Annotated in this window: 10 protein-coding genes; 5 read left to right on the forward strand and 5 right to left on the reverse strand. The window is 57.5% G+C overall.

Annotated features, from left to right (window positions below):
- Positions 1-30: 30 nt before the first annotated feature.
- Positions 31-1,401 (reverse strand): hypothetical protein, encoded by a 1,371-nt coding sequence (locus tag NLK58_RS09360; protein WP_341582614.1) that lies wholly within the window; start codon positions 1,399-1,401, stop codon positions 31-33.
- A gap of 88 nt (positions 1,402-1,489) precedes the next feature.
- Positions 1,490-2,953 (reverse strand): hypothetical protein, encoded by a 1,464-nt coding sequence (locus NLK58_RS09365; protein ID WP_341582616.1) that lies wholly within the window; start codon positions 2,951-2,953, stop codon positions 1,490-1,492.
- 246 nt (positions 2,954-3,199) lie between these two features.
- Here NLK58_RS09365 and NLK58_RS09370 point away from each other — a divergent pair, with 246 nt between their 5' ends.
- Entirely contained in the window at positions 3,200-4,492 is a 1,293-nt protein-coding gene (locus tag NLK58_RS09370) for a hypothetical protein (protein ID WP_341582617.1), read from the forward strand.
- Between the two features lie 61 nt (positions 4,493-4,553).
- On the opposite strand, the gene NLK58_RS09375 is transcribed toward NLK58_RS09370, so the two are convergent.
- Positions 4,554-6,875 (reverse strand): copper-translocating P-type ATPase, encoded by a 2,322-nt coding sequence (locus NLK58_RS09375; protein ID WP_376788087.1) that lies wholly within the window; start codon positions 6,873-6,875, stop codon positions 4,554-4,556.
- Between the two features lie 378 nt (positions 6,876-7,253).
- On the opposite strand from NLK58_RS09375, the gene NLK58_RS09380 reads away from it, so the two are divergent.
- Positions 7,254-8,294 (forward strand): type II glyceraldehyde-3-phosphate dehydrogenase, encoded by a 1,041-nt coding sequence (locus tag NLK58_RS09380; RefSeq protein ID WP_341582618.1) that lies wholly within the window; start codon positions 7,254-7,256, stop codon positions 8,292-8,294.
- A 2-nt stretch (positions 8,295-8,296) separates the two neighbouring features.
- Positions 8,297-9,412 carry a phospholipase D-like domain-containing protein gene (locus NLK58_RS09385; RefSeq protein WP_341582619.1) on the forward strand — a complete coding sequence of 372 codons (1,116 nt, stop codon included), beginning with the start codon at positions 8,297-8,299 and terminating at the stop codon, positions 9,410-9,412.
- A gap of 22 nt (positions 9,413-9,434) precedes the next feature.
- Here the strand turns inward: NLK58_RS09385 and NLK58_RS09390 are convergent, their stop codons facing one another.
- Positions 9,435-11,783, reverse strand: a complete 2,349-nt coding sequence (locus tag NLK58_RS09390) for a heavy metal translocating P-type ATPase (RefSeq protein ID WP_341582621.1) — start codon at positions 11,781-11,783, stop codon at positions 9,435-9,437.
- A 288-nt stretch (positions 11,784-12,071) separates the two neighbouring features.
- On the opposite strand from NLK58_RS09390, the gene NLK58_RS09395 reads away from it, so the two are divergent.
- Both NLK58_RS09395 and ppk2 read left to right on the forward strand, forming a co-directional pair.
- Positions 12,072-13,340, forward strand: coding sequence for a cyclopropane-fatty-acyl-phospholipid synthase family protein (locus NLK58_RS09395; RefSeq protein WP_341582623.1), 1,269 nt, complete (start codon positions 12,072-12,074; stop codon positions 13,338-13,340).
- Positions 13,341-13,564: 224 nt separating this feature from the next.
- Complete coding sequence (gene ppk2 / locus NLK58_RS09400; protein ID WP_341582624.1) at positions 13,565-14,350, forward strand: polyphosphate kinase 2; 786 nt, start codon at positions 13,565-13,567, stop codon at positions 14,348-14,350.
- A 55-nt stretch (positions 14,351-14,405) separates the two neighbouring features.
- On the opposite strand, the gene NLK58_RS09405 is transcribed toward ppk2, so the two are convergent.
- A complete protein-coding gene (locus NLK58_RS09405; protein ID WP_341582625.1) occupies positions 14,406-15,011 on the reverse strand; it encodes a sigma-70 family RNA polymerase sigma factor in 606 nt (201 codons plus the stop codon).
- Between the last annotated feature and the right edge of the window lie 66 nt (positions 15,012-15,077).

Genomic DNA, 15,077 nt, shown 5'->3' on the forward strand with positions numbered 1-15,077 from the left:
TCTATCTGACGCTTTTAAAGGGTCGACGAATTAGCCAGACGGGACACTGTATATGTATATGTGGCTAGCTCCCTGACTGTCACTCTCCTCATTAGCCAGAACGACCAATATCGATTCGTCTCCAGTTATCACGTATGAAAAATCGATCACAAAGGAATTAATCTCACGAATTGGAGTAATCGAGAACCCAGCGCCCGGCGAACTTCTATCCCAACTTGCGCTAACCATTACATCCGATCCTGAAGCGGACGTTAACCCTGCAAAAGCCCCCCTGCGCTTTCTCAGAAAGGTTATAACCTCCCCCTCCTCAGCCATAACCTTCCGGGGAATAGAAAGGTATTGTTCGTTGACGGAATAAGCGTAATCGGGAGTAGTAACGATTTTCCTCTCCTTTAATGGCATAGCGACCCTCGGCAAAGAAACTCTACCCAACTCAAGCCTGGGGAAAGGCTTCCCACCGGGAGACTGCAGTTCAAGATAGCTTTCAGCGACACTGATCCTCGTAGCGTCGTCGATGGGGAAAACTGAAAAGATTTCTCTGTCAGAAAGCGACGAACTCTCTTCGCCAGCTCCGATCCCTGAACCCTTCACAGAGGCAACCATCAGTTTCCCGATGTCTCCGGCAAGCAATTCATATCGCTGGACATGCAACTGGTTATTAATAAACCTTATGGCAACATTCTCTGTTTTTTCAGTTTCTTCCCGCAGCTCCTCCCCAGAGACCTCGAAAAGTTGAGAGTAGATCTTCGTGTATTGCCCCTTGCCTGAGATGTCCCGATCCTGCCCCCATACCACTGCAATCTCAGGATTCGGATCTGAGTCTGACTGGCCAATGGAAAGGTAAATCGCTTTCGAGTTTTTGATGTCTGATTGGAGTTTATCAATTACCTGTATATTACCGTCCTTGAGTGACCCCAACGCCAGCGTTGCATTGGAAAGAAAAATCAGTCGGCTATCCGCACGGGCTGACCCAGGCAGCGCTTCAACCCTCTCTGGATTAAAACCTGCCGGCAACGGTAGAATTCTCTGTGGAGAAGTACTGAAATCAGTGACTGAAGTTGCCTGTTGCGCCTGATCAACAAACGTTGAAAGCAAGTATTTCTGTGAGTCAGCGGATTTAATGGAGATCGCAATTTTATCATTTACTTCAAGAACTTCCAGAACAAGCCCTTCATCGGAAAATCCGGAACGACCGAAATTAACATCAAACCCCCTAACACTAAGGCGCCCCAACAGCGCCAGGAATTCTGTATCTTTATCCAGATCCGGCACATTCGAAACAACACTAATGGCTTTTTTTCCAGTCCATTCCGACAGTGAATCCAGAGGAAGGTCGTAGCCCTCGGCCAGGGCATTCGGCAACACGAATAAAAAGACAAGAAAGGCCAGAACTCGTTTCACAATATGCCCCTTAAAAAAAGAAATTGAGGCCGCCGGTTACGGCGGGCCTCAATCGTTTTGCGATAAATTGACAAAATCTCTCTAGCTTTTAGTAATTCCAGTTAAGCTCAAGCATTGCGACATAGGCCGCATCATCTCCACCGGTCGCATCCTCAACGCCCTTACCCGGCAGGAAGCTGGAAAGCACCAGCCTTGGCGCAAAGTACTCATTGGCCTGGTATTTCACGGCTACGTCCAGCTCGGTACCGGCGAAACTGTCCACCGAGCCACTGGCGGTGCTGAGCGATTCAAGCCCCCCGGTCTGCTGGTACCACATCGGGAAGATCTGCGCCTGGTAGGACAGCTTCGGCGAGATTGCCGCAAGGTTGCCGGAGCTTCCGAACGACAGCATGATCTGCCCCGGGTTGTTACCGGTACCCGCGTTGGATATACCACCGTAACCCGCTCCTCCAGGACCGGCCTGATCAAGGGCCACACCAAAGAGACCCGAGGCAATAGCCCGGTTGGAGTTAGGCTGCCAGCCCATGAACTGACCATCGATACCGATCAGCGGCGAATACCGGCCAATATCGGTAATCCCCAACCAGCCTTCTACGTCGTTGTCGGTCGGATCGTCATCCCCGCTCGCCACCCGGAGTGCGATAAAGGGATTGAAGGCTTCACTAACCGGGTACTCGACGCTCGCGTAACCCGCAAAGGCGCTGATGTCAGAGTTGGAATTATCAACCACTGTACCATTCTCAAGCGTGGATGACCCGCCATTGAAGCTTCCCGTTACCCCTAGCACTTCGGCGCGGATTTTCAGGGCTCCGATATTGCCAATGTACTCCACACCGAAATAGGTCGCCACGGCGTTCTGCTGCTGATTATCACTAAACGTCAGGATTGGCGAGATTCGACTGCCACCCCCCAGGTCGATATCAAACTTCGAGGCATAGACATCCCAGTCCTCCTGCCCGTTAACCTGAGCTATGGTAGGAGTCGGATTTGTCCGCGAGATCAACCCATCGTTGATTGGCATCCAGTAAATGTCGTAACCGCCCCAGGAGGTCTTTCCGGTGGCGCCGAACAGCGGGTGGTCGTCGCCGTACAGCAGCCCCCCGGAGGCCATGTCGAGATTCTTGAAGGTCCAGCCACCCTGAACGGTGAAGGCCGGATCAAAGGTATAGGTAAAGTAAGCCTGCTCCAGGCCAAACCGCTCACCACGGTATGCACGGTCAACGGAATTGGCGTCCAGGGCAAAGTCGTTTTCAAGGAGTAGCTTCCCGGTCCAGTTCTTACCGGTGGCGACAACACCAAGCCTCACTTCCGCCCTGACGTGCTCATCGCCCACCTGAACAGCACCGGCAGACGTCCCCGTGGCACCATCCTCCTTACTGCTGTCCATATCAAAGTTGGAAAAGTAAGTTGGCTGAAACTTGCCCTGGGTAATTATGTCCAGTTTCACGCCCGATGACGTGGGCACTTCCAAAGCCATGGCAGCGGGAACCCCATTTACGGCGAGCAACGCGCCCAAACACCCCTGACCGATGCGTTTTCCTGTTATTTTCATTGTTCCTCCGACGTCTCTTTATACGAGATTTTTTATATGAGATTTTGTTATCTGGTAACGGCCGAATTCTCCAGCCTGTCAGAGGTATAGCAAAGAAAGCTCAAACTGTAAACTGAAACAGACCTAAAAACCGTTGTCTGGCATCTGTTTGACGAGGATTAATGCCGACACTATAGTCCAGACCGTTTATGATAACTGACACCCGCTTCCACACGCCGAACAACCCACCTCAGCTACGGGCTCCAGATGCAAGACTCGACCCACGGTTACCAACGGACGGCCAATACCCACGCGGATCGACTTAACCAACAGTGCTACTGCGTCACTCTCGACCGCAAAGCCCTCGACAAAAGCCTGCTGACTCAGTTGGCGGACGCTGGAAACGAACCATCCACGGTCTCCGAACTCCACCATCTTTTTTCAAACACACCGGTTTTCGTCCCCCGGGCCGACATAGCGACGATGGAACGGATCGTTCAGGCGATCGAATCAGCCACCGAACTTCCGTCGTACCTTGAGCGTGTACTGTCCTGGGCACCGGAAATCGCACGCTTCGATCCCGGCCCCATAGGGGCGTTCATGGGCTATGACTTTCATCTGGGCCCCGACGGCCCCCGGCTGATCGAGATCAACACCAATGCCGGCGGTGCGTTTCTGAACGTTGTGCTGGCGAGGGCCCAGCACCGATGCTGTGACCCATCTCAACCGACCGCCGCAACCCATCGGGCGCTCGATGGGTTCGAGGACGCGGTGTTCACAATGTTCAGCCGGGAGTGGCAAAGACAGCATGCCAATTCCGTACCCAGCCGCCTGGCCATTGTGGATGATGCCCCGAAGACCCAGTTTATGTTCCCCGAGTTCCGGTTGGCCCAACAGCTTCTCCAGGCGAAAGGAATTGAGACGTTGATACTCGATCCCTCGGAGCTTGAGTATGCCAGCGGCACGTTGACAGCCTGTGGCAAGCCCATTGACATGGTGTACAACCGGCTGGTGGATTTCGCACTGGACGCCCCGTCCCATGCGACGCTCAGGCATGCGTATCTGGACGGCGCGGCGGTGGTAACACCCAACCCCCATGTGCACGCCGTGCTGGCTGACAAGCGAAACCTGACCCTGCTATCCGCTCCCCAGTCGCTACGGGACTGGGGGCTAAATGAGGCGGATGCAGACTATCTGGAGAGGGCCGTGCCGAGAACCAGGCAGGTTTCGAGGAATGACGCGGCTGAGTTGTGGAGTGCCAGGCGCCAACTGTTCTTCAAGCCGGTTGCGGGCCATGGCAGCAAGGGCGTCTACCGGGGCGACAAAGTGACCCGGCGCGTTTTCGAAAACATTCTGAATGGCGGTTATATCGCACAGGACCTGGTTCCCGCAGGAGAACGAACCCTGAGAATTGACGATGCCGTGGCCACCAGAAAAGTCGACATTCGCCTGTACACATACGCTGGCAAAAGTCTGCTTGCCGCTGCACGTATATATCAGGGTCAGACAACCAACTTCCGCACGCCCGGAGGTGGGTTCGCACCGGTCTTTCAGGTGTGAAGATTACCTCTCAGTCAGTCTTCACCCAGTGAGAATAAGGTTGGGGGGCTTTTCAGCCCCCCTAGATTTTCTCGCGACGCAAACGCAGGGAGTTCATCACCACTGACAAAGAGGACGCACTCATTGCGAAGGCGGCAAAGATAGGCCCTACCAGGATGCCAAAGAATGGATAGAGCACGCCCGCCGCTATCGGTACGCCCGCACCATTATAGATCAGCGCGAAAAACAGGTTCTGTTTGATATTGCGCATCGTCGCCCGGGACAGCCGCCTGGCCCGGACAATGCCGTCGAGGTTGCCCTTGACCAGGGTAAAGCCCGCGCTCTCAATGGCGACATCCGCACCGGTTCCCATTGCAATACCAACATCGGCCTGGGCCAGGGCAGGCGCGTCATTGACCCCATCCCCTGCCATCGCCACCTTGCGTCCCTGGCTCTGAAGCTCGCGAATGATGCTGGCCTTATCTTCTGGCAGCACATCGGCGCGAATCTCATCAATACCGAGTTTGCCCGCCACTGCCTTCGCGGTGCGCTCATTGTCACCCGTTGCCATAATGACGCGGAATCCCGCGGCATGTAGCGCCCTCAGCGCGGCCGGCGTTGTTTCCTTGACGGGATCGGCAACGCTTACAAGGCCCGCAACGGCGCCGTCAAGCACCACAAACATAACCGTTTCACCCTCGTCGCGCCTGGCATTGGCAACCTCCATCAGATGGCCGCCGTCCAGCCCCAGTTCCTCCAGCAGCCTGGCATTGCCCAGTGCCACCGGCTTGCCATCAACAACCCCTTTAACCCCTTTGCCCGTGACCGCCTCAAAGTCGTCAGCCTTGCCGAGTGTCACATTGCGCGCCTCGGCACCAGAGACAATGGCTTCGGCAAGCGGGTGCTCCGACCCCTTCTCCAGCGTGGCCGCCAGCCTCAGGACCTCGGTCTCGTCATGATCCGATTCCGGCAGCACGGCCACCAGCTTTGGCTTGCCTTCTGTCAGGGTGCCGGTTTTATCGACAATCAGGGTGTCCACCTTGGCAAAACGCTCCAGGGCTTCGGCGTTCTTGATCAGCACACCCACCTGGGCGCCTCGCCCCGTTGCTGTCATGATCGACATGGGTGTGGCCAGCCCCAGTGCGCAGGGACAGGCAATGATGAGAACCGCCACGGCGGACACGAGCGCGTAAGACAGAGCCGGCGCCGGCCCCCAGATGGCCCACGCCACAAAGGCCAGGGCCGCCACGGCAATCACGGCCGGTACGAACTTGCCAGCCACCATATCGGCAAACTTCTGGATAGGCGCACGGCTGCGCTGGGCATTAGCGACCATTTCGACGATCTGGCTAAGCGTGGTATCCGCCCCCACCCGGGTCGCCTCCATCACCAGACTTCCGGTGCCGTTGATGGTGGCCCCGGTTACCTTGTCACCGTCGACCTTCTCCACCGGAACCGGCTCCCCGGAAATCATTGATTCATCGATGGAAGACCGGCCTTCAACAACCACACCATCCACCGGCACCTTGTCACCGGGGCGTACCCGCAGATGATCACCGACCTTCACATCCTCCAGAGCGACCTCTTCCTCGGTGCCATCGGGCCGGATCACGCGCGCCGTTTTCGCGGCCATATCCAGCAGCGCCCGAATGGCTTTGCCGGTGCCCTCACGAGCCTTCAGCTCCATCACCTGGCCCAGCAGGACCAGCGTGACAATAACGGCTGCCGCCTCAAAATAAACGCCAACGTTACCCTCGGAGTCCCGGAAGCCTTCCGGGAAGATCCCTGGCAGGAGCACCGCCACGATGCTGAAGATGTAGGCCGCCCCGACCCCCATGCCAATAAGGCTGAACATGTTCAGGTTCATTGTGCGAAACGAATTGTAGCCCCGGACAAAGAAGGGCCAGCCGGACCAGAGAATCACGGGCGTGGCGATCACGAGCTCAATCCAGAGCGAGGCCCGCTCACCAAAGAATTCGCGAACGGCCATGATGCCAACATAGGGGGTCATGGTCAGAATCAGCAGGGGGACCGTAAAGACCAGGGCAACCCAGAAACGGTGGGAAAAGTCCACCAGCTCGGGGTTAGGACCCTCATCGTCAACGGCGGCAGACTCCGTTTCCAGCCCCATGCCACAGATAGGACAGGCGCCGGGCTTGGTCTGGCGCACCTGAGGGTGCATGGGACAGGTGTAGACCACACCCGAATATCCAGGCGGCACGCGATCATATTTCCGGTCATCACCTGACGGTTTTTCATGCTCTCCGGAACACTGGTGCGAATGACCGGAATGATGGTGCGAATGACCGGAATGGGAGCTCGTTCCGGCCTGCTCCATAGGCACAAGGTGCATTCCGCATTTGGGGCAGTCTCCCGGCTCGTCGGATACCACCTCCGGATGCATCGGGCAGGTATACTTCCCCCCTGCTTCTCCGGCTACAGTATTCTCGTCATTCTCGTCACGAGCGCTATTATGTTTTGCAGACATCGTCCGTTCATCCTTTCGTTTGTTCCAGGCCAGCCACACAGTGTTCGACCTGGCTCCCGGTAATGGAATTGCCGCATGCTGGTTTATCATCCCACTACACCAGACTGAACTGAACCTGAAAAGGACTTTAGCGCCATTTCTTTTTTGACTGGCATCAACTTTTCGCAACTGCCAGTGCACCAAGATACATATTCACAGGGATGTTCAGTTGAAATTCAGCCTTCGCCTATACTGTGGTTACACTGGGGATTTGGCAGGATCGTTCACTCTTTTTCAGGAAACCGGGGGGCAAATATGGCCGTTCAGGGAATTATTCGGGTCGCCATCAATGGCTATGGCGTTATTGGCAAACGGGTAGCTGACGCCGTTGCCGTACAGAAAGACATGGCCCTGGCCGGCGTGGCTGACATTGCCACGGACTGGCGGCCACGGGCCGCCCTGCACAAGGGATACTCGCTTTACGGCGCCACTCCGGAGCATGCCACCGGCATGAGGGCCGCAGGGCTTGATGTCTCCGGCACGCTTGACGACCTGCTTGAGGCCGCTGACATCGTGGTGGACTGTACACCGAAACACCTGGCCAGCAAGAACATCGAAACCTACCGGCAGCTCGGCATCAAGTACATCGTTCATGGCGGCGAGAAACATGAAAGCACGGGCCATTCATTCGTTGCCGAGGCCAACTACGCCAGCGCTGTCGGCCGTGACTGCACGCGCGTTGTATCGTGCAACACGACGTCGATCATTCGTACCCTGTCAGCGCTCAAACGCCACGGGCTGCTGGACCGGGCACGGGGAACCCTTCTGCGCCGGGCCACCGATCCCTGGGAGAGCCATCAGGGCGGGATCATGAATACGGTCGTGCCAGAGCCGGAGATTCCCAGTCACCAGGGCCCGGATGCCCAAAGTGTCGACCCGGACCTGGATGTGGTAACCATGGCGGTCAAGGTTCCGGAGACACTGGCCCACCTGCACTACTGGTCGGTACAACTGACACGTGATGCGAGCAGGGACGAAGTGCTCGACGCGTTTCGCACTTCCTCCCGCATCGCCCTTATCCGGATCAGTGACGGGCTCAGCGCGATCAACAGCGTCAAGGAATTGATGGCCGACCTTGGCCGGCCTCACGACAGCCTGTATGAAGTCGCACTTTGGGAAGACATGCTCAAGGTGCAGGGCAATGAGCTGTTCTATGCCTATATGGTCGACAACCAGGCGATTGTTGTTCCGGAAACCATCGATGCCATACGCGCACTTACCGGGGCCGAACACGATGGGGAAACGTCGATCAGAAACACCAATGACAGCCTGGGTATCGGCTCTTTTGGCTTATAGATATGAACGGCAACCCCGGCGATGCTGCCTGTGAACCCGAGAGCGGGGCCGTGAAGGATGTGTTCAGGCTGTTCGGTGAGGGAGACCAACTCTATGCGGAGATGGCCCGCTCGATCCGTACCGCCAGCCAGCGTATCTTTCTCGCTTCGTATATCCTGGCGGCGGACGAGGTGGGGGCTGAGCTGCTCGATGAACTGATGAAGCAGTCCCGCCACGGCCTCGACGTTCGCATTCACGTTGACGCGCTGGGCTCAAGCGGCGTCCTTACGCGGCAGCACCGGCGCCAGCTCAGGGCCGCCGGCGTCCGCCTGCAGCGCTTTCACCGCTGGAGCTGGCGGCAACCGATGCGCTATAACCGTCGCGATCATCGTAAACTGCTGGTCATTGATGGTGAAACGGCGTATATCGGCGGGTTCAACATTCACCGCAAGGGTTCAAGGCGCTTTTACGGCCCCCAGCGATGGCGCGACATGCATGTCTGCATCAACGGGCCTCTGGCCACAGAGGCTGACGCTCTGTTCAACGCCTTCTGGTGCGGTGACACGCAATGGAACCCGGGCAGTCACACAGTCAGCGACAGCCGGATCATTCCCAATACAACACGCACCTGTCGTGTCCAGTTGCGGTGTGCCATCAAAGAGCAACTGGCCGGAGCATCGGACAAAATCTGGCTGGCGACGCCCTATTTCGTTCCGGATCGTGGATTACGCAAACTACTTGTTCTCGCGGCCCGCCGGGGGGTCGATGTGCGGATTCTGACCACCGAAAAGACCGACTCGACCCCCGCACAATGGGCCGCCCGCGCCATTTACGGAGAACTGTTGGAGCACGGCGTTCGCATATTCGAGTACACACCCCGGCTATTGCATTCCAAAGTACTGCTCGTTGACGATGCCTGGGGCAGCATAGGGACCGCGAACTTCGACTACAGAAGTTTGTTTATTAACTATGAACTGACGCTGATCTCCACAAACGAAGCCTTGAATGACCAGTTAAGAAACGAGTTCATAACTGACTTGCAGGATGCCAGTGAAATCACTGGCATCACCTGGAAACACCGCGGATTCATAAAAGGTGTGTATGACACGCTTGGCCTGCTGCTACGCAAGTGGCTTTAAACGAGTCCACGTAGACCGGGGCTTAGCTTACCGCTGCATGGATACCCTCCAGCCGCGTCCGTTTGAGCAGCATGGCATTCACCGCGACCAGGACCGAACTCCCCGACATGGCCAGCGCCGCCACTTCCGGGCTGATGACAAAGGGGTAGAACAGGCCAGCGGCCACCGGAAAGGCAATCACATTGTAGGCAACTGCCCAAAACAGATTCTGGTACATCTTCCGCAGCGTCGCCCGTGACAGCTCAATCGCCCCCACAACGTCGTAAGGGTCGCTTTTCATCAGCACCACGTCGGCACTTTCGATGGCAACGTCCGTGCCGGCGCCAATCGCGAAGCCTACGTCGGCCTGTGTCAGCGCCGGGGCGTCATTGACGCCGTCGCCGACCATGCCCACTCGCTTGCCCTGGCCTTGCAGCTCTTTTACCTTGTCTGCTTTTTGCCCCGGCAGGACATCGGCGAGAACGGTGGTGATGCCAAGGCTCGCCGCGATCCGGTCGGCGGTCGCCTTATTGTCCCCGGTCAGCATGGCAACCTCGACGCCTCGTTCACGCAACTTGGCTACCATTGCCGCAGCCGTCGGTCGCGGGGCATCCGCAATGGCGATCAGGCCAACCAACTGGCCCCCGTGCGCGATGTGCACGACCGTCTGCCCGGCCCCCTGGAGCCGCTGAGCCTCGGAATCCAGACCATTCATCGCAACCTGGCGTTCGTCCATCAGACGACGGTTGCCCAGAAGAACCTCCCGGCCCCCGATTTCGGCCTGCGCACCTTTGCCTTCGATGTTCTGGAAGCCGGACAATGTCTGCACCTCCAGATCTGCCGCACGCTTCGAAATCGCCTGCGCCAGCGGATGATCGGAGCCCTGTTCCACAGTGGCCGCCAGCGCGAGAACCTCATCAACCGTCACATCGGAAGCGGCAACCACCTCGACCACCTCGGGCTCGCCCATCGTCAGTGTCCCGGTCTTGTCAAAGACCACCATGTCGAGCTTCGTCGCCTCCTCCAGCGCGCCGGCGTTCTTGAACAGAATCCCGTTCATGGCGCCCAGGCCGGTACCCACCATGACTGCCATCGGCGTGGCAAGCCCGAGCGCGTCGGGACAGGCAATAACGAAGACCGTGATGGTCAGCGTCAGGGCGAAAAGCAGCGGCTGACCTATCCACCAGAACCAGGCCGCGAAGGTCGCAAGACCAATGACGACCGCGATCAGCACCAGCCATTGGGACGCCTTGTCGGCAAGCAGCTGCGCCGGGGCCTTGGAGTTCTGTGCCTCCTGCACAAGCTTGACGATCTGCGCAAGCGCTGTGTCGGCACCAACCTTGGTTGCGCGGTATTTGAAACTTCCGCTTTTGTTGATGGTCGCACCGATCACCGCATCGCCGGGCTTCTTGGCCACCGGCATGGATTCCCCGGTCAGCATGGATTCATCAACCTGCGACTCGCCTTCCAGGACTTCACCGTCAACGGGGATCTTATTACCGGGCCGGATAACGACGACGTCGTCCTTGAGAACGTCGGAGGTGGGAACCTCGGTTTCGCGCCCGTCGCGCAGTACATTCGCCATGGGCGGAGCAAGATCCATCAGCGAGCGAATGGCATTTGAGGCCCCGGCACGGGCACGCATCTCCAGCCAGTGGCCGAGCAGGATAAAGACCAGAAGCACCGCCACCGCTTCGTAAAACTGAACACTGGGAAAGAAAAAGGTCGCGCCGACGCTGAACAGATACCCCGTGCCCACGGACAGGACCACGAGCACGGCCATGTTGAGCACTCCGTTGCGAAGCGCTCGCCAGGCGGCGACGAAAAACGGCCAGCTCGGGTAGAGTACGGCGGCGCTCGCCAGGAAAAACAGCCACAGATCCAGGCGGAGGCCAAATGGCGGCGCCGGGGGTATGAACACCTCGCCCATGGGCGAATAGGCAAAGATGGGGATGCTGAAGACGAACGCAATCCAGAAGCGATTACGCATATCGCGCGCCATGGCTTCCATGCTCATGCCGCCGCCATGGCCCATCTCATGGGCCGCGTGATCCACGGGCGGCGCTGCCTCGGCTTCGGCGCGGGTATTGTCCGCGCCCGGGTGATGATGACCGGCCGGTTTTGCGGCGGCACCAGACTTACCTTGCGAAGCCTCCGGCGCACAGACGTGCTTCGGCACCAGCTCGCCGCCGCAGTGATAGCCGCACTCGACGACTTTCGCCTTGATCGCCTCAAGGTCGGTACGCGTTTCGTCATAGACCACGGTGGCACTGCCCGCGACGTAATTCACTTCAACCTTGCTCACACCCGGCAGCCGGGAGAGCTGTTTTTCAACGCCCCTCGCGCTCAGTGTGGAGGTCAGACCGCCTACCTCGATAACCTTGACTGTCATAAATCAATCCTTTTGATTTTGATATGAGACAACATAGACCATAAACCAGAAAACCAGACGCAAAAAAAAAAGATATCCGTTACAGCTGTTTTGGGGCCGGGTGATCCGGGGCAAGCCGCGGACGTGTAACGAACAGGCCGACTTGCCGTCATAGTATATAGTTTACTGATGTGATTACTCGAACAGCGAAGTGCCGGTACGCCGGCTTCGCTAGCACAACCCGGAATCAAATGATCCGGAGAAGTGATCATTTCAACGACACAAAGGTCGCAGCAACGAGAAAACACGATGTGGATAAAACTGCTTTCGATTTTTCTGAAGCGTCTGATCAGGCAGGGGAGCCTGGTTGTCGTCTATCCTGACGGACGATCAATACAATACGGTGACGGGTCGACACCCTCCGCCACCATGCGTTTTCACGCCCGCTCCCTGCCACGCAAACTCCTGATCAATCCCGAGCTCACACTGGGCGAGGCCTATATGGACGGGACACTCACGGTCGACCAGGACGATCTCTATGGCCTGGTTGAGTTGCTGGTCATCAACCTGAAGCGCCAGTCCGATGCATGGCACCTTCGCTGGCAGGCAAACCTCCGTCAGCTTCATCGCAGACTGGCGCAGTTCAACCCGGCCGGGCGGGCTCAGCGCAACGTGGCGCATCATTACGACCTGTCCGGCACGCTGTATGACCTGTTTCTGGACCCCGACCGCCAATACTCCTGCGCCTATTTCCGCGAACCGGGCGACACCCTGGAGACCGCCCAAAGAAACAAGAAATCCCTGATCGCCCGAAAACTCCTCCTGGCGCCGGAACAACGGGTTCTCGACATCGGCTGCGGATGGGGCGGGCTTGGGCTTCACCTTGCCCGTGACCATGGCGCCCGGGTCACCGGGATAACCCTGTCGCAGGAGCAACACAGGATCGCCGAAGAACGTGCCCGGGCCGAGGGTCTTGGCGACCAGGCCCGGTTCCGGCTGCAAGACTACCGCGACATCAGCGGCACTTTTGACCGGATCGTGTCGGTGGGCATGTTTGAGCATGTCGGAGTGCCACACTACAAGGAGTTCTTCGCCACCCTGCGAGACCGGCTCAAAGACGATGGTGTGGCACTGCTGCACACAATTGGCCGGGCCGACGGACCGGGATCAACCAACCCCTGGATCACCAAATACATATTTCCCGGTGGCTACAGCCCGGCCCTGTCGGAAATCCTTGCCGTCGTCGAGCAATCCGGTCTCTATGTCACCGATGTCGAGGTGTGGCGGCTTCATTACGCCGAGACTCTGAAGGAATGGCGCAATCGGTTCGAGGCCAGCCTGGACCGGGTACGGTCGATCTATGACGAGCGGTTCTGCCGCATGTGGCGGTTCTACCTGGTTGCCAGCGAAGTGGCATTCCGGCACGACGGTCTTGTCGTCTTTCAGATCCAGCTTGCCAAAAAACAGGACGCGGTACCGCTCACGCGGGATTACCTGGCCAGCCGGGACAGACTGGGCGAACCGGCCACCAGGGACGGAGAGAAGATCACTGATCACCCGGCATGGAACGCCAACTGATGGTTTTCATGTTGCCGGAGGGGGCCACGGCATGCCCGAAGAACATACTGAACGAAAACAGGGTCGCATGATCACAATGTACATACCGATATTCAAGGAGAAGCTCGCAAAGCTCGAGAACCGCGGGCGTGGGCACTGTGAAGAGGCACAAAAACTACGACATATGATAGCCACCGTCCTGGCACCGCCAGGCTGCGACAACCAAGCATTCAGGGAATCTGAAAATGAGCCAGAAAACAAAGAATAAACCTTCCGGGACCAAGGGTTACAAGAAGAACCTTCGGACGCTTCAAATCGAACTGGTCAAATTGCAGAGGCACCTGATCAAGAACAACCTGCAGATTCTCATCCTGTTCGAAGGCCGCGATGCCGCCGGCAAGGACGGCGTCATCAAGCGGATCACGGAGCACCTGAGCCCGCGGGAAACGCGAGTCGTGGCGCTGGGCAAGCCGTCTGACCGGGACCGTCGTTCCTGGTATTTCCAGCGTTACATCCCACACTTGCCCCCGACCGAGGAAATGGTCCTGATGAACCGGAGCTGGTACAACCGCGCCGGGGTCGAGCGCGTCATGGGCTATTGTACAGACACGGAATATGAGGAATTTATGCGCTCGGTACTGCCATTCGAGCACATGCTCGTGGATTCGGGGATTCAGCTGTTCAAATATTATCTGGATATTTCAAAGGAGGAGCAGAAACGCCGGCTGAAGGATCGTCGCGTTGATCCTCTCAAACAGTGGAAAATCAGCCCTGTCGACAAGGTCGCGATCAAACACTGGAACGACTACAGCGCGGCGCGCAACCAGATGTTCGCGCGCACGCACAACCAGATCACGCCGTGGTATGTCGTCAGGGCCGACAATAAAAAACAGGCCCGGCTCAATGTTATTCGTCATTTGATGTCACTGGTGGACTGCCCGGAAAAAGACGAACACGCCGCCACCCCGGATCCCGACATCGTCTTTACCTTTAACCCGAAGCATCTCGACAACGGCCGGATCGCACCGTAACCGCCATCATCAGCTGTGACAGCCACTGAGGAACTGGCCCCATCCCCGCACGAGCTCAGCCAGCAGCACCACCGTAACTGGACTGAGCAGCGCCGGAATCGCAGCCACAATCCAGATAGCCATGGATGGGGCAACTCCCGCATGTCTCTTCCAGCCGCTTTCGCAGAGCCTCCCGTGCCCGATGCAAACGCACCCTCAAATTGCTCGCCGAAATATTGAGCACCGCTGCGATGGTTTCACGGGATTCGCCGATCAGCTCCGCGTGCCACAGAATTTCAGCGTATTCTGGCTTCAGGGTCGGCAGGAGTTTGTAAAGGCACGTGCAGACAATAAAATCCAGTTCGTTTTTAAAGTCGTCATCGAGCAGCGCTGCTTCGAGATCGTGGTACGCCTGCTCAGACTGGCGTTTTTTGCTCTGCGCCCGGTAATAATCAATCAGGCTGGTCTCAAGAACCCGGCGCATCCAGGCACGAAGCTTTTCAGTCTCGCGCACGTCACCAATGCGTGTGAGCACCTTGACGTAGAAATCGTGCAGGACGTCGGCGGCCTCGTCCTCATCCCCCAGCCGGCGAGTCAGGAAATGCAGAAAATCCCGGTGGATTTCCTCCATGACGGCATGCACGGCATTGCCCGGCACTTCCCTGTCGTTATCGTTTTTCATACCAACTCCCGCTATCGGTCTGCCTCAAAGTTCTCAAACGGGCGTCAGAATAGCAAGAAAAACAAC

Source organism: Marinobacter metalliresistant (genome assembly GCF_038098645.1).
GTDB classification, from domain to species: Bacteria; Pseudomonadota; Gammaproteobacteria; order Pseudomonadales; family Oleiphilaceae; genus Marinobacter; species Marinobacter metalliresistant.